Annotated in this window: 16 protein-coding genes and 1 tRNA gene; 14 read left to right on the forward strand and 3 right to left on the reverse strand. The window is 45.6% G+C overall.

The genetic code is table 11. From position 1 onward, the window contains the following. Window positions 1–58: 58 nt before the first annotated feature. From QT994_RS04085 to QT994_RS04120, 8 genes are all read left to right on the forward strand, one after another. Window positions 59–1,144, forward strand: coding sequence for an amino acid ABC transporter substrate-binding protein (locus tag QT994_RS04085; RefSeq protein ID WP_333171992.1), 1,086 nt, complete (start codon window positions 59–61; stop codon window positions 1,142–1,144). 173 nt (window positions 1,145–1,317) lie between these two features. Next, window positions 1,318–2,535: an ABC transporter permease subunit gene (locus tag QT994_RS04090; RefSeq protein ID WP_333171994.1), complete on the forward strand. Its 1,218-nt coding sequence runs from the start codon at window positions 1,318–1,320 to the stop codon at window positions 2,533–2,535. A gap of 50 nt (window positions 2,536–2,585) precedes the next feature. Then, window positions 2,586–3,185 (forward strand): hypothetical protein, encoded by a 600-nt coding sequence (locus tag QT994_RS04095; RefSeq protein WP_333045084.1) that lies wholly within the window; start codon window positions 2,586–2,588, stop codon window positions 3,183–3,185. A 16-nt stretch (window positions 3,186–3,201) separates the two neighbouring features. After that, window positions 3,202–4,401: an amino acid ABC transporter permease gene (locus QT994_RS04100; protein WP_333171996.1), complete on the forward strand. Its 1,200-nt coding sequence runs from the start codon at window positions 3,202–3,204 to the stop codon at window positions 4,399–4,401. Window positions 4,402–4,452: 51 nt separating this feature from the next. Beyond that, window positions 4,453–5,205 carry an amino acid ABC transporter ATP-binding protein gene (locus QT994_RS04105; RefSeq protein WP_333171998.1) on the forward strand — a complete coding sequence of 251 codons (753 nt, stop codon included), beginning with the start codon at window positions 4,453–4,455 and terminating at the stop codon, window positions 5,203–5,205. Window positions 5,206–5,321: 116 nt separating this feature from the next. Continuing rightward, the gene (gene uvrC, locus QT994_RS04110; protein WP_333172000.1) at window positions 5,322–7,340 is read left to right on the forward strand and encodes an excinuclease ABC subunit UvrC; all 2,019 of its coding nucleotides are present in this window, start codon (window positions 5,322–5,324) and stop codon (window positions 7,338–7,340) included. A gap of 151 nt (window positions 7,341–7,491) precedes the next feature. Then, window positions 7,492–7,562, forward strand: a tRNA-Gly gene (locus QT994_RS04115). 382 nt (window positions 7,563–7,944) lie between these two features. After that, a complete protein-coding gene (locus QT994_RS04120; protein WP_333172002.1) occupies window positions 7,945–8,208 on the forward strand; it encodes a hypothetical protein in 264 nt (87 codons plus the stop codon). 189 nt (window positions 8,209–8,397) lie between these two features. Here QT994_RS04120 and mutS read toward each other — a convergent pair whose 3' ends face one another. Further along, on the reverse strand, window positions 8,398–11,025 hold the full coding sequence (gene mutS / locus QT994_RS04125; RefSeq protein WP_333172003.1) for a DNA mismatch repair protein MutS: 2,628 nt from the start codon (window positions 11,023–11,025) through the stop codon (window positions 8,398–8,400). Window positions 11,026–11,687: 662 nt separating this feature from the next. Here mutS and QT994_RS04130 point away from each other — a divergent pair. The 3 genes from QT994_RS04130 (at window position 11,688) to QT994_RS04140 (ending at window position 14,012) form a co-directional block, all read left to right on the forward strand. Then, on the forward strand, window positions 11,688–12,854 hold the full coding sequence (locus QT994_RS04130; RefSeq protein ID WP_333172005.1) for a zinc-dependent alcohol dehydrogenase: 1,167 nt from the start codon (window positions 11,688–11,690) through the stop codon (window positions 12,852–12,854). 27 nt (window positions 12,855–12,881) lie between these two features. Then, window positions 12,882–13,091, forward strand: coding sequence for an acetyltransferase (locus QT994_RS04135; RefSeq protein WP_333045069.1), 210 nt, complete (start codon window positions 12,882–12,884; stop codon window positions 13,089–13,091). 234 nt (window positions 13,092–13,325) lie between these two features. After that, window positions 13,326–14,012, forward strand: coding sequence for an HAD family hydrolase (locus tag QT994_RS04140; RefSeq protein WP_333172007.1), 687 nt, complete (start codon window positions 13,326–13,328; stop codon window positions 14,010–14,012). Between the two features lie 34 nt (window positions 14,013–14,046). On the opposite strand, the gene QT994_RS04145 is transcribed toward QT994_RS04140, so the two are convergent. Both QT994_RS04145 and QT994_RS04150 read right to left on the reverse strand, forming a co-directional pair. Continuing rightward, window positions 14,047–15,207: an AAA family ATPase gene (locus QT994_RS04145; protein ID WP_333172009.1), complete on the reverse strand. Its 1,161-nt coding sequence runs from the start codon at window positions 15,205–15,207 to the stop codon at window positions 14,047–14,049. 15 nt (window positions 15,208–15,222) lie between these two features. After that, entirely contained in the window at window positions 15,223–16,014 is a 792-nt protein-coding gene (locus tag QT994_RS04150) for an RNA ligase family protein (protein WP_333172011.1), read from the reverse strand. Between the two features lie 135 nt (window positions 16,015–16,149). Here QT994_RS04150 and QT994_RS04155 point away from each other — a divergent pair, with 135 nt between their 5' ends. The 3 genes from QT994_RS04155 to hpxZ all read left to right on the forward strand — a co-directional run bounded on the left by QT994_RS04155 (window position 16,150) and on the right by hpxZ (window position 18,159). Further along, complete coding sequence (locus QT994_RS04155) at window positions 16,150–17,019, forward strand: prohibitin family protein (RefSeq protein WP_333172012.1); 870 nt, start codon at window positions 16,150–16,152, stop codon at window positions 17,017–17,019. 236 nt (window positions 17,020–17,255) lie between these two features. Next, the gene (locus QT994_RS04160; RefSeq protein ID WP_332982885.1) at window positions 17,256–17,675 is read left to right on the forward strand and encodes a peptidylprolyl isomerase; all 420 of its coding nucleotides are present in this window, start codon (window positions 17,256–17,258) and stop codon (window positions 17,673–17,675) included. A 91-nt stretch (window positions 17,676–17,766) separates the two neighbouring features. Further along, window positions 17,767–18,159, forward strand: a complete 393-nt coding sequence (gene hpxZ, locus QT994_RS04165; RefSeq protein WP_333172014.1) for an oxalurate catabolism protein HpxZ — start codon at window positions 17,767–17,769, stop codon at window positions 18,157–18,159. Window positions 18,160–18,275: the final 116 nt, after the last annotated feature.

Consider the following 18,275-nt stretch of genomic DNA (forward strand, 5'->3'; position numbering starts at 1 on the left):
GCCACAGTTCTCGACAGCTACAAGGTAGGATTGTCAGGAAAGCGTTCTATTAAAATCTATGCGTAAATGGGGATTTCTGCTGCTAGCAAGCGTGTTACTTGTGACACCGTTGGCGTCTTGTAGGGATCGATCGGCAAAAATCGGACAAACACCAGCAACAACAACTGCCGAAGGCAAATCGCAACAAGGTTCGAGCCGGATAGATACAATTGTCAGCCGCGGTAAACTGATTTGTGGCGTCAGCGGCGAACTGCCGGGTTTTAGCTTTGTAGACGAAAAGGGCAAATATTCGGGACTAGATGTGGATGTGTGCAGGGCGGTAGCGGCCGCAATATTTGACGATCCCGAAAAAGTCGAGTACCGAAAGCTCAACGCCAAAGATAGATTTACAGTTTTGCAGGCCGGAGAAATCGACATTCTCAGCCGAAATACCACCTACACCGCGAGTCGCGACAGCACTACCGGAATGGAATTTGCCCCGGTGATCTTTTATGACTCTCAAAGCATCATGGTCAAAAAAGACAGCGGCATCAAAAGTTTAAAAGATTTTGCGGGCAAATCTATCTGCGTGCAGACAGGTACTAGCACCGAACAAAATTTGTCCGACCAAATGCGAAAATTAGGAATTAAATACACTCCTGTGGTGTTTGAAGATGTGAATGCTGTCTTTGCTACCTATCAAGAAGGTCGCTGTCAAGGTGTTACTGCCGATCGATCGCAACTCGTCTCGAAGCGGACAACTCTGCCGAATTCCGAGAATAATGTTGTTTTGCCGATCGTGATGTCAAAAGAACCATTAGCCCCAGCGGTGAAAAGCGGCGATCCTAAATGGTCGGACGCGGTGAGATGGATTATTTTCGCGGCGATTGAAGCTGAAGATTTGGGAATTAATTCAGGAAATGTAGACAAAATAGTGGCAAGCACTACTGACCCCAGCGTCAAACGTTTGCTAGGAACAGAAGGAGATTTAGGTAAAGGTTTGGGACTACCGAACGACTACGCCGTCCGCGTTGTTAAGAAAGTGGGGAATTACGGGGAAATGTACGATCGCAACCTCGGCCCCAAAAGTACACTCAAGTTAGAACGGGGTCAAAACAGACTCTGGAAAGATGGCGGTTTGCTTTACTCGCCGCCGTTCCGTTAATTTTAGTTAACTGTTGACTGTTGACCGTTGACTGTTAACAGTTAACCAACCAGATATTTTAGAGAGGAAGGTACTCCGCGCTTACCCGACTTTTAAGGTGCTTGCTAGGTGTACCCTACAAGATATTTTAGGCAGGCTAAAGTTAGGTATAGTGTGCTCTACATTAAACAGTTATGAACCCAGAACCTCAACCGGGCAAATCGCAGAAATTTCCCACTTTTTTTAAAGATATATCAAAACTGCTGCGGGACGATCGCTTCTGGAAAATAGCCGGACAGGCGATCGCCCTAATTTTAGTCATAGTTGTTATCGCCATTCTCTGGGACAATCTGAGCGCCAATTACTCGCAACTGGGGATTGCGTTTGGATTTGATTTTCTCAATTCTCAAGCATCTTTTGATATCGGCGAAAGTGTAATTCCATACAGTCCCGAAAACAGTTACAGACAAGCTTATTTTGTCGGTTTAATCAACTCGCTGCGGGTGATGGGCCTCGGCATTATTTTCGCAACAGTTGCGGGTTTGACGGTAGGAATTGCGCGCCTTTCCGACAATTGGCTGCTGCGGAGTTTGGCTGGTTTGTATGTGGAAATTTTGCGAAATACGCCGTTATTGCTGCAATTATTTTTCTGGTATTTTGCAGTTTTCATTTCCCTGCCAAAACTCGAAGACCATCAGCAGATGAGGGGGCCGATTTACTTGACAAATCGCGGCATTGCTGTACCTTGGCCTCTGGCTTTGCCGGGTTTTGAGATTTGGTTGATTTTGCTAACTGTCGGAGTTTTGGCGGCGGCGGGGCTGTGGATGTGGCGGGCGCGGGTGATGTTGGAAGAAGCTAAGCCGGGAAGACAGTTGTTTTGGGCTCTAGGTGCGATCGGGCTGAGTGCAGTCTTAGCTTGGATTATCACCAAAAATCTGCCTTTTCGGCTAGATTTCCCCCGCTTGACGCCAGAATTGCAACTCGAAGGAGGATTAAAATTAACTCCTGAATTTGCAGCCTTGGTGACAGGACTCAGCTTGTATACTGGCAGTTACATTGCAGAAATTGTCCGGGCCGGAATTCAGTCAGTATCGAGAGGCCAGTGGGAAGCGGGAAAGTCTTTGGGGCTGAAGTCTGGAACAATGATGCGGATGGTAATTTTGCCGCAAGCTTTGCGGGTGATTGTGCCACCTTTAACCAGTCAGTATCTGAATTTAGCTAAGAATTCGAGTTTAGCGGTTGCGGTTGCTTATCCCGACGTTTATTTTGTTGTGGGTTCTCCGACGTTGAATCAGACCGGAAGGGCGATCGAAGCAATGTTAATTATCATGGTAACATATCTAACAATTAGTTTGATAGTTTCTCTGTTCATGAATTGGTACAATAAAACCGTACAAATCAAGGAAAGATAAATAGGGGAAATTTAATCTATTTTAATGGCAATAAAAGGATAGCGCGTCAAATGGCATACAGTGACTTTAGCTTAGACCGAGTAACTAAAAATTTTGATTTAACGATTTCCGATAAGATGGATATGTTCGCTGCTGTATCAGAATTAGAGTCGAGTACATTACTTGCCGAAATTCTTAAAGATAATATACCGTTAGCCTTGAGCAGCAACACTGAAAAAGCTCGCTCTGAAATGATTATCGCACCGATTTTGATCGAGCTTAGAAAACAGTTAAACTTGGAAATTAGTTTGTTTTCGGGAATAGACTTTACAGTAGATATTGAAAAAGGATTAAATGGAAATTGCGATTTTCTGATCAGTCATTCCCCAGAATTACTAATTGTTAGAGCGCCGATAATCATCATTGTAGAAGCCAAGAAGGAAAATATCAATGGCGGATTGGGACAGTGCGTAGCAGAAATGTTGGCTGCTAGAATATTTAATGAACGTGAAGGCAACGAAATTCCTGCGATTTATGGGACTGTTACTACAGGTACTATCTGGAAATTCCTGAAGTTGCAAGAACAAATTATTGAGATTGATTTAGGTGAATATTACTTGAGAGATGTGAATAAAATTTTAGGAATCTTAGCTAACAGTATTAGAAATTAATAACAACTCACAATCTATGGAAACAATACCTGTACTTCCCCCCCCAGCCACCGAATCGCCTACCCCTTGGAATTGGGCGCGCAAAAACCTATTTAGTACCTGGTACAACAGCATTCTGACAGTAGTTTGTCTAATTATCGCCTTCCAAACTATTAAAGGAATTATCGTTTGGGCAACAACAAAAGCTCAATGGCGCGTATTAGAAGCTAACTTACCGCTATTTTTCGCCGGCAGATTTCCCCGCGAATCCTACTGGCGACTGTGGATAGTAACGGCTATAATTACCTTGTTAGGAGGATTAACTTGGGGAAACATTCAGCGGCAAGAACGTCTTTGGAATCCGCCTTTACTAATTATACTCGGTGCTGCGGTTGTGGGTGCGGTCATTTCGCCGATCGACCTAACCTCTCGCCTCTACCTCTTAGGAATTATTATCGCAGCCGCCGCCAGCTATGCCGTCGGAAGGCAAATTCACCCAAAAATCATGGACTGGATGCCTGCAATTTGGGTTCTTTCCTTCCCAATAGTTTTATGGCTAATTAAAGGCGGGTTGGGTTTGACAGAAGTGTCAACAAATGATTGGGGCGGTTTAGTGCTGACGCTGTTTTTAGCAGTTATTAGTATTGTGCTTTCCTTTCCTTTGGGAGTATTGCTAGCACTCGGGAGACAAAGTTCTTTGCCAGTTGTGAGACTGTTATCAACATTATACATTGAAATTATTCGCGGTTTACCATTAATTGGCATTTTGTTTTTAGGTCAAGTGATGCTGCAACTCTTCTTGCCGCCCGAATATCCGAAATTGGATAGAGTGATTAGAGCGATTGCTGGATTAACCTTATTTAGTGCGGCATACTTGGCGGAAAACGTGCGCGGTGGCTTGCAAGCCGTGCCCAGGGGACAAATAGAAGCAGCTAAGTCGATCGGGCTAAATACACCCCTGCTTACAATTTTAATTGTACTGCCTCAAGCACTGCGAATAGTCATTCCTGCGATCGGGGGTCAATTCATCGGATTATTTATGGATACATCCCTGCTGTCTCTATTCGGAATGTTAGAATTAATCGGAATATCCCGCGCAGTTTTAGCAAATCCATCCTATATCGGTAGATACGCCGAAGTTTACATATTCGTCGGGATCATTTATTGGATATTTTGCTACTCAATGTCCCTAGCAAGCCGCAAAATAGAGGGAACTTTAGGCGTAGGTCAAAGGTAAAAAAATATCTGCGTTCATCCCCCTTCATCAGCGGTTAAAAAATAAAAAAATATGGAAACTAAACCCACAATCCCAGAACAAGTAATCGTAGCAGAAAACGTCCACAAATGGTACGGACAATTTCACGTACTGCGAGGTGTCAGCATGACAGTAAACCGAGGTGAAGTCGTGGTCGTTATGGGGCCATCCGGTTCGGGAAAATCGACTTTTATTCGCACATTCAACGCATTAGAAGAATACCAGCAAGGTAAAATTACGATCGACGGAATCGAACTTTCCCACGACTTACGCAACATCGAGACAATTCGCCGCGAAGTAGGAATGGTGTTTCAGCAATTCAACCTGTTTCCCCACTTATCAGTCTTGCAAAACGTCATGCTAGCGCCGGTGTGGGTGCGCCGCTGGCCGAAGAAAAAAGCCGAAGAAGTGGCAATGCAACTGTTAGAAAGAGTGGGAATTTTGGAACAAGCAAAAAAATATCCCGGACAGTTGTCTGGAGGACAGCAGCAGCGGGTCGCTATTGCACGTTCTCTAGCCATGCAGCCTAAAATCATGCTGTTTGATGAACCGACATCAGCATTAGACCCGGAAATGGTGCGGGAAGTGTTAGATGTAATGCGAAATTTGGCTCAAACAGGAATTACAATGGTGGTGGTGACTCACGAAGTCGGGTTTGCGCGCGAAGTTGCCGATCGCATTGTATTGATGGATGGCGGCGTTTTAGTGGAAGAAGCGAAGCCAGAAGAGTTTTTTCAAAATCCGAAGGAAGAACGCACCCGCAAGTTTTTATCTCAGATATTGTAACTGATTTTCCAGTTTAATCGGTGGGTTTGGCGACGGTAGCAGCAGTCAAAATCGGCACAATTAAGGTAAAATAAAAGAGTGTACAATCAGTCTCTATTTTGCTGAGATAGCTTGCAATGCCATCCACAAAAACTCTGCCGTTAGTTAAAGACTCGGAACGCCTAGAAAGTCGCCTCAAAGAAATTCCGGCGGTTCCGGGTGTATATTTAATGCGAGACGAGAGCGATCGCATCCTTTACATCGGCAAATCCAAAAAACTCCGAAACCGCGTCCGTTCCTACTTCCGCGAAAGCCAAAATCTTAGTCCCCGCATCGCGATGATGGTGCAGCAAGTGCGCGAAATTGAATTCATCGCCACCGACACAGAAGCAGAAGCTTTAGCGTTAGAAGCAAACCTCGTAAAACAGCACCAACCTTACTTTAATGTCCTCCTCAAAGATGATAAAAAATATCCTTATTTGTGCATAACCTGGTCGGAGGAATACCCGCGCATTTTTATTACCCGCAAACGCCGCGCAGGTAGTGCAAAAGACCGCTACTATGGCCCCTACGTTGATACAGGGGCACTGAGGAGTACGCTGCATTTAATTAAGCGGATTTTCCCGCTGCGGCAGCGCCCTCAACCGCTATTTAAAGACCGTCCCTGTTTGAACTACGACATCGGGCGCTGCGTCGGCGTTTGTCAAGGGTTAACTTCGCCGGAGGAGTATCGAAAAATTATCCAAAAAGTAGCGATGATTTTCCAGGGGAGAACTCAGGAATTACTCGATATTTTAGAACCCCAAATGGAAGAGGCAGCCGAAGATTTAAACTTTGAAACGGCGGCGCGCATTCGCGATCAAATTAAGGGTTTGCAGTCTTTGAGTGCGGGTCAAAAAGTGTCTTTGCCCGACGATACGGTTTCCAGAGATGCGATCGCACTTGCGGCAGACACCCAGCACGCTTGCGTCCAATTGTTCCAAATTCGTGCAGGTCAATTGGTCGGAAGATTGGGATTTATGGCGGAAATAACGCCCCAACCCCCCGTTGCCAAGGAGGGGCAAGAGTTATCTCAACTTTCTCTTTCCTCCCCCCCAAGCCTTGGGGGGGAACGAGGGGGGGTAGAGGCCGGAGCGATTTTGCAGCGGGTGTTGGAAGAACACTATCAAAATGTCGAATCTGTAGAAATTCCCAGCGAAATTTCTGTGCAGTACGAATTGCCAGAAGCGGAAATATTAGCAGATTGGTTGAGCAACCGTAAGGGGCGAAAAGTTACCATTTTGACGCCGCAGCGGCAAACTAAGGCTGAGTTGATTGAGATGGTGGAACGCAATGCTGAGTATGAATTGGCGAGAATGCAAAGATTGAGCGATCGCAATTCTCAAGCAATGGAAGATTTAGCAGAAATTCTCGATTTGCCAGAAGTTCCTCGCCGCATTGAAGGTTACGATATTTCTCACATTCAAGGTTCTGACGCCGTAGCTTCCCGCGTCGTATTTATTGACGGTTTGCCCGCCAACCAGCACTACCGCCATTACAAAATTAAAAATCCTGAAATTAAATCGGGTCATTCTGATGATTTTGCTAGTTTAGCAGAAGTTATCGGTCGCAGATTCCGAGGATTGAAGGAAGAAGAAAGAGGGAAGATGGAAGATGGATTTAGCGATTTAGAAGAACCGCAAGAACTCAGCAATTTATCATCGGTTTCTCATACTATTTCCGACAAACCAGACTTAATTATGATAGATGGCGGCAAAGGTCAACTTTCAGCAGTTGTGGCTGTTTTGCGGGAGATGAATTTGCTAGAAGAGTTGCGCGTTGTCAGTTTGGCAAAGCAGCGAGAGGAGATATTTTTGCCGGGGGAATCTTTGCCGCTGCAAACTAATTCTGAGCAGCCTGGGGTACAATTATTGCGCCGGGTGCGGGATGAGGCGCACAGGTTTGCTGTGAGTTTTCACCGCGATCGAAGAAGCGAGAGAATGAAGCGATCGCGCCTTGATGAAATTCCCGGATTGGGACACCACCGACAAAAACAATTGTTGGCACATTTTCGGTCGATCGACTATCTCCGTTTAGCGACTCCCGAACAGTTGGCAGAAGTTTCTGGGATTGGCCCGCGTCTGGCGCAGCAAATTTACGATTATTTCCATCCGTAAAGTCTTACGCAGCATCGGAGACGGGGATTGTAGGCGCGATCGGGCGATCGGGCCGCAAGTCCCGATTCAGCCACTGTGAGGGAAGTATTCAAAAATTTTGCACAGGCCTATTGCAATCCCCAGAGACTTGTGGTATGTTTAGTTTCTGTGCGCGGGCATAGTTTAGTGGTAAAACTTTAGCCTTCCAAGCTAACTATGCGGGTTCGATTCCCGCTGCCCGCTTGCGCCTATAAGAACCTCAAACCAACGATAAATCAACGGTTTGAGGTTTTTTATTGCCCAGAATACGGCTGAGTCGGGGGTCAAAGTGACTATCAAATGACTATCAAATGACCACGAAATGACTACGAAATGACTATCAAATGACCTTTTTGGACACAATTTGGAGACAATGTGACTAGAATTTGACGAGAAATATCCAGCCGATAGTCAATAGCGGTAAGGTGTGTGGCAGAAGAGCACCCTACATAATTAGGTTCTCTGTAAGTCCTGTCTCTGCAAGAATAATTGGTTAACATAGAGTGCCCTGATTTGCCAAGCTTGCCAAGCGCACTCAGCTTGAGTTATGACTGATTCGGAGTTGCATCAGTCACAAGGAGAGCCCGTGAAATATTTTTCAGTTGAGGCACTAAAAATTACTAGAGAAAGTTTAGTATGTGCTTTGAAAACAGAGAAAATTCTCCGGGAAAATCAGCAATTTATCGGTCGCCGTTACGAGTTATTTGCTAATATTGAAAGTAATTTGGCTGCTTTGATGGCGGTGGATGTGAGCGATCGGGCGACTGAATACGGGCGGTTGCTGAATGAAGCTTTGGAAATTGGGATGAGCGTACACAAAGAGGTAAGAAAGTTGCAAAATGGGCGTTAGAGTTGCTGGAGAGTTCGTGGTTTATAGTAAAAATAGTAACTGAGATATTGCACCATGCTCAAGAACAGGCAGGATGCCTGTTCCACAAAATTAAATTTTCTTGTGGGGTGGGCATCCTGCCCGCCCCTGAAAGGCTTATTGAAAATGGTGCAATATAGAAGTTACTACAATTTTTTCTCACAGGAAATTTCAATCCTCAAAAATATCCAACTGTTCGCCCTCCGACTCTTTTTTACCATCTTTTTTAACACCTTTCCGCAGCCCGATCGCAATTTTGCTATGTTTCTCAATCTGCTTCATCACCTGTCTCGCCCTGTCAATCACCGACGGCGGCAAACCCGCCAATCTCCCCGCTTCAATTCCGTAAGATTTGTCAGCACCTCCCGGCTGAACTTGGTGCAAGAATACAATTTGATCCGGCAACTCTTTCACTGTCACCTGATAATTTGCGACATTATCCAAAATAGAAGCTAACTCGTTCAACTCGTGATAGTGAGTCGCAAAAATCGTCCGCGCCCGAATCTCAGTTGCTAAATATTCTGCCACAGACCAAGCAATCGACAGTCCGTCAAACGTCGCCGTTCCCCTGCCAATTTCATCTAACAAAACTAATGATTGCGGCGTCGCGTGATTAAGAATATTTGCAGTTTCGTTCATTTCCACCATAAAGGTAGATTGACCGGTTGCCAAATCATCGACGGCGCCGACGCGGGTAAAAATCCGATCGCAAATTCCCAAACTCGCAGCTTTCGCCGGCACAAAACTGCCCATCTGCGCCATTAACTGGATCAAACCCACCTGCCGCAAGTAGCAGCTTTTCCCGCTAGCATTCGGGCCGGTTAAAATAATTAAATCTGGGCGGTTTAGCGATTCTTCCCGGCCCAAAAAAGCAGAATTAGGTACAAAAAATCCCGGCGGCAAAGACTTTTCCACCACAGGATGACAACCTTCAATAATTTTAATTTCCCGACTTTCTGTCATAGTCGGGCGGCAGTAATTCTGGTAAACTGCTACTTCTGCCAAACCGCACAAAACATCCGCCGCCGCTACGGCGCGGGAAACGTTGCGAATAATTTCGGCGTGTTCTCCTACCTCCGATCGCACTTGAGCAAAAATATCGTATTCCAATTGATTTAAATCTTCCCGCGCTGTCAGAATTCGTACTTCCCTTTCTTTTAATTCTTCAGTGCTATAACGTTCTTCATTGGTGAGAGTTTGCTTGCGGGTGTAGTCCCTCGGTACTTGGTCTACTTTTGATTTGGTAATGCTGATGTAATAGCCGAAAGCTTTATTGTAGCCTACTTTTAAATTAGAAATTCCCGTCCGTTTTCTCTCAGTTGCTTCTAAATTGGCAATCCATTCTTGGTCGGCTGATGCAGTGTGGCGCATTTCATCTAGCATCGGATTGATTCCCGATCGAATCAAACCTCCTTCTTTTAAATGAATCGGCGGTTCATCAACTAAGTGCTCGTGAATTTTACTTGCTAATTCTTCTAAAATTGGCGGTACATTTTGCAGCGCTTTCAAATAGGGCGAGATCCCTTGGGCTGCGATCGAGGCTAATTCCGGCAGTTTCGAGAGAGAATCAGCTAAAGCGACCAAATCCCGCGCGCTAGCTGTTCCAGAACCCGCGCGGCCTGTCAGTCTTTCGATGTCGTAAATTTGGCGCAGCAACTGCTGAAAATCTTGGCGCAGGGCGTTATTTTCTACTAATTCTTGAATGGTATCGTGTCGGGCGGAAATGCCTTTAATGTTAAGCAAAGGTTGGAGCACCCAGCGGCGCAAAGCGCGGCCTCCCATTGCGGTGCTGGTTTTGTCTATAGCCCACAGCAGCGAACCGTGAAAAACCCCATCTCTCACTGTTTGAGTAATTTCGAGATTGCGGCGGGTTTGGTAGTCGAGTATGAGAAAATCGGTGAGAGTGTAAGTGTGCAATCTTTGCAAAGAAACTGCTTTTTCCTTTTGAGTCTCTTCGATATATTGCAGCAAACCACCTGCGGCGCGCACTGCGAGGGGCAAATGGCCGCATCCCATACCTTCAAGCGATCGCACTTTGAATTTTTGCAGGATTCTCTGTTTTGCTTCGGGCAAAGTAAACGGAATTTGCGATCGCAAAGAATAGCAAAAAGAATTCGGCAAACAATCGGGCAAATGCTCCGATTTCTCTCCGGGTCTCAACATAGTCACCAAATCCGGCGCATTAGTCGGTACCAAGACTTCCGAAGGTTGCAAACGCAGTAATTCTAAGGTTAATTGTTCTAAACTGTCTGCTTGGGTAGTGACGAATTCTCCCGTAGAAATATCTGTATAAGCTAATCCCCAATGTTCCCCAGCAATGACGACTGCTGCTAAAAAATTATTTTGTCTGGGTTTGAGCATTCCGTCATCAGTCAAAGTTCCGGGAGTGAGAATGCGGGTAATTTCTCGCTTGACTTGACGGCCTTCTTTCGCAGCAATCGAGGCATCTTCCACTTGGTCGCAAACTACCACCGCATAGCCTTTTTCTACTAACATTGAAGTGTAGCGGTCGAGGGCGTGGTGCGGCACTCCTGTCATCGGCACTCTGCCGATTTCCTTGCCGCTTTCTTTGCTAGTACAAACAAGTTCTAATTCCTGCGAAATAGTAACTGCATCTTGGAAAAAACACTCAAAAAAATCTCCGACTCGAAACAATAAAAGTGCGTGGGGATACTGTTCTTTCACTTCCACATACCGCTGCATCATCGGCGTCAGCTTGGTGAATTCTAGTAGGCGGTGGTCGGCATTGCGGATGTTGGGTTGATTGGGGTCTGTTGGGGTAGATGCAGTGTAAGGCATAAAAGGCGATCGATAAATTTTAATCTTTAACAACTTTACCGCAAGCTCGGCTTTTAGTTATAACTAATGATACAATATTTGACTATTAATCATCCTTAAGCAGGGTGCGTGATTGTCGAGATTCTGGTGGAGTGTTGAGCGATACGAAACTCACGCATCCTACTTAATAATCGATCAACCCGCTTTTACTTGAGAAGTTTTAGGTCGATCCTTATCTAATGTGAGTCAAAGCAGCCGCTACAGTGAGATTTAGGGTCGATATTTTATCTATTGTGAGAGGATAGCGATCGCCGATCGACAAAAACAACCTCATCCATCTCGTTATTAGCTGTTCTAGCCGATGTTGAACGAAGACCGAAGTTGCAATCTTCGGCAAGGATTGTAGCAATTAACAATGTCCTAACCGTCGGGCGTGGTTGCTATAAGTTTTGGCGGTTTACACAAGTATGTGAAAATTCCCGTACATTAAGGGTATAAACTTTACATTTTTGGTATTGGAAACAGCCGGAAGATAGATTTATAATCTATACCTCGGATAGAGAGAAAATTTATTTTATATGCTTAAAATTAAAAACATCCAAGCGAGTAATTGATCAGCTTAGTAAAGGTAAGATTTAGAATCAAAAATTTGCTAGCTAGTAGTTAACTAGAGGAAAAAAATAATGAAAGCTCTTTGCTGGCACGGAGCAAATGATGTGCGAGTTGATAATGTACCAGACCCAACAATTATCAACCCGCGCGATGCCATAGTTAAAATCACGTCTACAGCAATCTGCGGCTCAGATTTGCACCTCTACGATGGCTTCATCCCGACAATGCAATCGGGTGACATCATGGGGCACGAATTCATGGGGGAAGTAGTCGAACTCGGCAGCCAAGTCAAGAACTTAAAAAAGGGCGATCGCGTCGTCATTCCTTTTACTATTTCTTGCGGCAGTTGCTTCTTTTGCAACCGCGATTTGTGGTCGCTGTGCGACAACTCCAACCCCAATGCTGGGCTGGCTGAAAAAATGTTCGGTCATTCCCCGGCGGGACTGTTTGGCTACTCGCATTTAACGGGTGGCTATGCAGGAGGCCAAGCAGAATACGCGCGGGTTCCGTTTGCAGATGTCGGCCCTTTAAAAATTCCCGACGGACTTTCTGACGAACAAGTATTGTTCCTCACCGATATCTTTCCTACTGGTTACATGGCGGCCGAAAACTGTGACATTCAGCCGGGGGATACTGTAGCAGTTTGGGGATGCGGGCCAGTCGGACAATTTGCGATCAGAAGCGCGTTTATGCTGGGGGCAGAGCGAGTAATTGCGATCGACCGCATACCGGAACGCTTGCAAATGGCGGCCGCGGCGAAAGCTGAAATCATCAATTACGAAGAAATGGACGCTGGGGAAGCCGTCACCGAAATGACGGGGGGACGCGGGCCTGACTCTTGCATCGACGCGGTGGGGATGGAAGCCCACGGCACCGGTCTCGACGCTTTGTACGACAAAGCCAAGCAAGCCGTGCGGTTGGAGAGCGATCGACCTACGGCCCTGCGACAAGTAATCGTCGCGTGTCGCAAGGGTGGCACAGTGTCAATTCCCGGCGTTTACGGCGGCTTCGTAGACAAAGTGCCATTAGGTGCAGCTTTCAACAAAGGCTTGACCATGAAAATGGGACAGACGCACGTTCACCGCTATTTGCGGCCTTTGCTCGATCGCGTTCAAAAAGGCGAAATTGACCCGTCATTCGTAATTACCCACCGAATGAAATTGGATGAAGCGCCCCACGCCTACGACATTTTCAAAAACAAAAAAGACAACTGCATCAAAGTTGTCCTCAAACCCTAACTCGCATTTACCCTTCACGGAAAAACTATGCTTTTACAAGAAAAAGAATCAGGCGACTTGATAGAAATCCTCGATGTAGAGGCTTTAATCAGCCCTACAAAAAATGAAGTGCCGGGAAAAAATCAAGCTGGTCAAGAAGAGCAAGAGACAGCAACTTTTCCAAAAAGTAATTTAGTCTTTCCTTCCGGTGAAATTCTGCCGCGCTGCTGGACTGAGGAAAATTATCAAACTCATTGATTCAACTGATTCTCCCCCTCCCCTTTAACAAGGGGGGGAGGGGAAGCGAGGGGTAGGAAAAGGACACATAGGTGTCAACTTAACTCACCAAATCGCTCTGAGACTGAAGTCCCTGTCTAAAGGTTCGTACTGGGGACTTCAGTCTCCGATTGACTAATTAAATAATTGTGGACTAAAGTTTTTACTACAAAATAGTTTTTTGGAATAAGTTTAATAACTAACGGCAAATAACTTATGAAATTGCAAGCAGTAATTCTCGATGTTGACGGCACTCTCGTGCTCAGCAATGACGCCCACGCTCAAGCTTGGGTAGAGGCATTTGCTGCTTACGGCTACGAGGTACCGTTCGAGAAAGTTCGCCCGCTAATTGGCATGGGAGGCGACAAAGTTATACCCAAAATGGTATCAGGACTTTCAGACGAAGAAGGCGACGGGAAAAAGATTGCACAGCGGCGCAAAGAACTGATTATTAACCGCTTTGCTCCCGAACTTTCTCCAACCCCCGGTTCGCGCGATTTGCTGTTAAAAATGCAGCAAGAAGGACTGCGGCTAATTATTGCTACTTCAGCTACCAGCGAAGAACTTTCCGATTTGCTGAAAGCTGCACAAGTTGACGATTTATTGGATCAAGCGCAAGCGGCGACATCGAGTGATGCGGAAGCTTCTAAACCGGAACCGGATATTGTGGAAGCTGCTTTGAGCAAGTTGAAGCTGGAAGCGAGTCAGGTTGTGATGTTAGCTGATACTCCTTACGATATCGAAGCTGCGGGCAAGTGCGGGGTGCCAGTAATTGCTTTTCGGTGCGGAGGTTTCGATGATGCTTCGCTGGCAAATGCTGCGGCAATTTACGATCACCCTGCTGATTTGTTGGCGCATTATGACGATTCTATATTAGGGAAAAAGGAAGTGGTAGCGCGTTGAAGTAATACGGGCGCTAGCGGGTGGATTGCCACTATTAAACGCGATCGCTCACAATCCACTCTACCTGATGCGCTTCTGTGCGATCGGGAATATCCAGGCGCGCAGCTAATTTGCGAATGACTGCTTCCGGTACTGTTGCTGTGCGCGATCGATTCCGCTGCAATACTTCCTCCAAAGGAACTTCTAGGTAAACAATGCGAATTCGCGCTTGATAATCGGCAAAAAAATTAATTAATTGCTGGCGCATTTGTTTAGTAGTATTGGTAGCATTCCAGATGAAAGAACGCCCCAGCCTCATATATTCCCGCGCTCTATTTTTGGCTTCCATTATTACATTGCCGGGAGTTTCGTCGGGAGGGACATTCATCTCTTTCCGCAGTGCATCCAGCGAGATTACCGGCAAATGTGGAAGATTTTCCCGAATCCAATAATCTTTACCGCTTCCTGGCAATCCCGACATCAAAATTACGTCGCATTTAGTGTCGTCAAAGGCTTCGTAATCCGGGTTTCCGTTCTCTTTGCGGAAGTAGATAAATCTGCTGTGATCTGATGCGAATTGTCGAGGAGAATCCAAACAATTATTTTCTTGACAAAACTCCCGAAATAGTTCTATTTTATCGAGCAGTTCTTGTCTGTCGCTACACAGTCGGCCGCGCACGTCTGCTTTGGCTAAAAGTGCGAGGAAATCGCAGCGGACAACTTGACTGACTTTAATTACCGACTGCCGCGGGTTGGGTTTGTCGATCAGCCAGATGGGTAAACTGCCGAATTGGACGATCGCCACCACTGTTTCGCGAATCTCAAACTGCACAGGCGGCTCGAATTGAGATAAAATTTGTCTGACCATTCTCGCACCTTGGCGGGCGTGACCTTTTGAGCTAATTCTGCCGTCGGCTTCGATTTTTGTAAAGGTTGGTTTGGCGACATCGTGCAGCAAAGCGGCGGCAAAAAGTATCGATCGTTCTTTTTCGGGAAGTTGCCGCCAATTCGGGGAAGATATTAATGCTTCGCAGACCATTCTGGTATGAATTAAAACGTCTCCTTCGGCGTGATAAATCGGGTCTTGCTGGCATCCTTTTAAGTTTTGAATCCAATCGAAATGATTTTGAATGCTGTCCCAATCCAGAAACCAATCGGGCGGTTGGGGACAAAAGGGAAAAGTCCAAGTGACCGAGGGCGATAACAGTGCATTCATAAATTCACCTGCTGGTTAACTAAAATTAAATAAATTCACATCGGGACGCAGAATATTGGGTACAATTGGGCGATTGAGCCAATGTCCTTCGGCATTTTTAATGGCAGTCAAAAAACTGGCACGCACGTATTTGTAACGCGCCTTTACTATGCCATCTTCTTCGACTTTAATGTACAGACCCTCCATGCGATCGCTCTTGTCCGTCTCTTTCAAACATCGTTCTTCATCTAATCCCAATTCTCCGCAGTACAAACGCAACCGATCCAAATGTCCGGGTTGAATAAAATTAGATTTTTCCATAAACTGCATCATTTGCTTGGGAGATTTCACCACTCCAGAAAACAGCACGGGAACGGACACTAACGGCAGTCCTGTTAACAACTTCTGGCGGGATTCTGTACTCAGAAATTGACTGGTTTCTAAGTCCAGCACGTCGTATTCCATAAAATAGTGGGGCAAAAAATCATAAAAAACAGTGTGTTTTGCATACAGCCATTCGCCGTAAAGAATGTAGCGATTTCCCAGCACTTCTCCCAGGGTTCCGCTGAGACTGAAAGCCCACTGTTTGAATAAGTTAAAATGTTTTTCCCTCGGCCCGCCGGTGAGATAGTGGCCGCGACTTTGCAGCAGCATTTGTCCATCGGGTGCGAAGCTGATGCCTGTATTAGCGCCGTCTACCTTTTCTTCAATCACTGTCGGGCGATCGATCAGGGCGCTAAATGGCACGCTATCGAGGTCTTCATCGCCTGGTTGGAAACGCGAACCTTCGATGTGATAAGTTCTAGGATATTTAACAAGTTTGAGCATCAGCCCATCCATTTTAGATTTGAGATTTCAGAGGCAACCCCATCCATTTTAGATTGTAATTTTAGATTTTAGATTTTAGAGGCGACCGAATCAATTTAACGATTATAATGGAATGAGCACAAAGGAGCGTGTAAGTTGAAAAATCAAAGTTTTCAGAGCATATCATCAGCACTCGCTGGGATTCTATTAGTAGGCGCGCTACTCATCGCCTTAAACTCTTTTGTCGTCATCAATCCAGGTGAAGCAGGGGTTGTTAGTGTTTTAGGAAAAGCCACAGATGGAGCATTGTTAGAGGGGTTTCACCTCAGACCCCCGCTAATATCCAAGGTAGATGTGTACGATGTAACAGTGCAAAAATTTGAAGTTCCCGCCCAGAGTGCTACTAAAGACCTTCAGGATTTAAATGCTAGTTTTGCGATCAACTTTCGCCTCGATCCTGAGAAAATAGTGGAGATCAGAAGGACTCAAGGAACGTTGGAGAATATAGTCTCAAAAATTATTGCTCCTCAGACGCAAGAAGCCTTTAAAACAGCGGCTGCACTGAGAACCGCCGAACAATCTATTACTCAAAGAAGTGAACTGAAGCGAGACTTTGATACTGCGCTGAAGGAAAGGCTATCAAAGTATGATGTAATCGTACTCGATACGAGCGTTGTTAACATTCGATTCTCCACAGATTTTGCGAAAGCGGTTGAGGAGAAACAGGTCGCTGAACAGCGGGCCCAAAGGGCTGTTTATGTGGCTCAGGAAGCAGAACAGCAGGCTCAAGCTGACATTAACCGCGCTCAAGGTAGGGCGGAAGCTCAAAGACTTTTGGCTGAAACTTTGAAGGCTCAAGGCGGCGATTTAGTGCTGCAAAAAGAGGCGATCGAAGCTTGGAGAAGCGGCGGCGCTCAGATGCCAAAAGTGCTGGTTATGGGTTCAGGTTCGAGTCGGGTTCCTTTCATTTTTAATATGAGCGATATTCAGGAAGAACCAGATCACCCGCAAGTGACCAACAATTAAAATATGACAGAGGGTAACAAACCCGGTGTCTGGGAAAATATTGGTTTTGCTAACCCGAAATCTCGCAATAAACCGGGTTTCCTCAGAAAGCACACATAAGTCCTATGAGAGTTGCCGGAATATGCTACACTTCTGAAAGCCACAATATAACGACAGTTTGAAACCTGTCGTTATAAAAGCGAAGTCCGCAATTAACACGCAGGCAACACACTCATTTTAGGAAGCAAGGAAAAATCATGACCCGCGCTATAATGGAAACCGACAAAGGCACAATCAATTTGGAATTGTTCGATGCGGATGCGCCTAACACAGTGAAGAATTTTGTTGACTTGGCGGAAAAAGGTTTTTACGATGGATTGGCCTTTCACCGAGTCATTCCTAACTTTATGATTCAAGGTGGCTGTCCAAAAGGTAATGGAACGGGCGGCCCCGGCTACAAAATCAAGTGCGAAATCAACTCCAACAAACATTTGGCAGGAACTTTATCGATGGCTCACGCAGGTAAAGATACGGGTGGTAGCCAATTCTTTATTTGCCATTCTCCCCAGTCTCATTTAGATGGAGTTCACACAACTTTTGGCAAAACTGAGGATATGTCTGTCGTCAATGCTATCCGCCAAGGTGACAAGATTATTTCGCTCAAAATTGAGCATTAATTTTCTCTAATTAGTTGCGTTTGCAATAAGGAATTTAGTCCTTATTGCAAACAAAACGTGTGAAATTTAAGAGTTTTAAAATCTCAAATTTATGACGGTTATCAATGATTATGCTGTGGTGACTGAGTTAACTAAACTATATTTAAAATACGAAAAAGCTCTTTGTACGAATGATATTGAAACTCTTGATAATTTGTTCTGGGATGCGCTGGAAGTCGTGCGGTTTGGGGTGACGGAGAACCTCTACGGGAGCGATGAGGTGAGGGCTTTTCGCAAAGGACGATCGCCTGTAAATGTCGATCGAGAAATGTTCAACCTCAAAGTCGTGACTTTCGATGCAGACACGGCGGCTGTGACGCTGGAATTTCGCCGTGTAATGGATGGAGTGGTGCGGCTGGGGCGGCAGAGTCAGATGTGGCGGAAGTTTCCTGAAGGGTGGAAGATTGTTTCCGCTCACGTTTCTTTTTTGCCGATCGAGGGATGAGCGGTGACATACCTCAGATCAAGGTGAAATAATTTCCCCAGTCGGTATTTGAATTTGATTATTGTTGAGTCATTTAATTCCGCAGATATTCTTTTTTTCCTTTACTATTAGTGCCT

This window comes from Microcoleus sp. S13_B4 (genome assembly GCF_036700885.1).
Taxonomy (GTDB): Bacteria; Cyanobacteriota; Cyanobacteriia; order Cyanobacteriales; family Microcoleaceae; genus Microcoleus.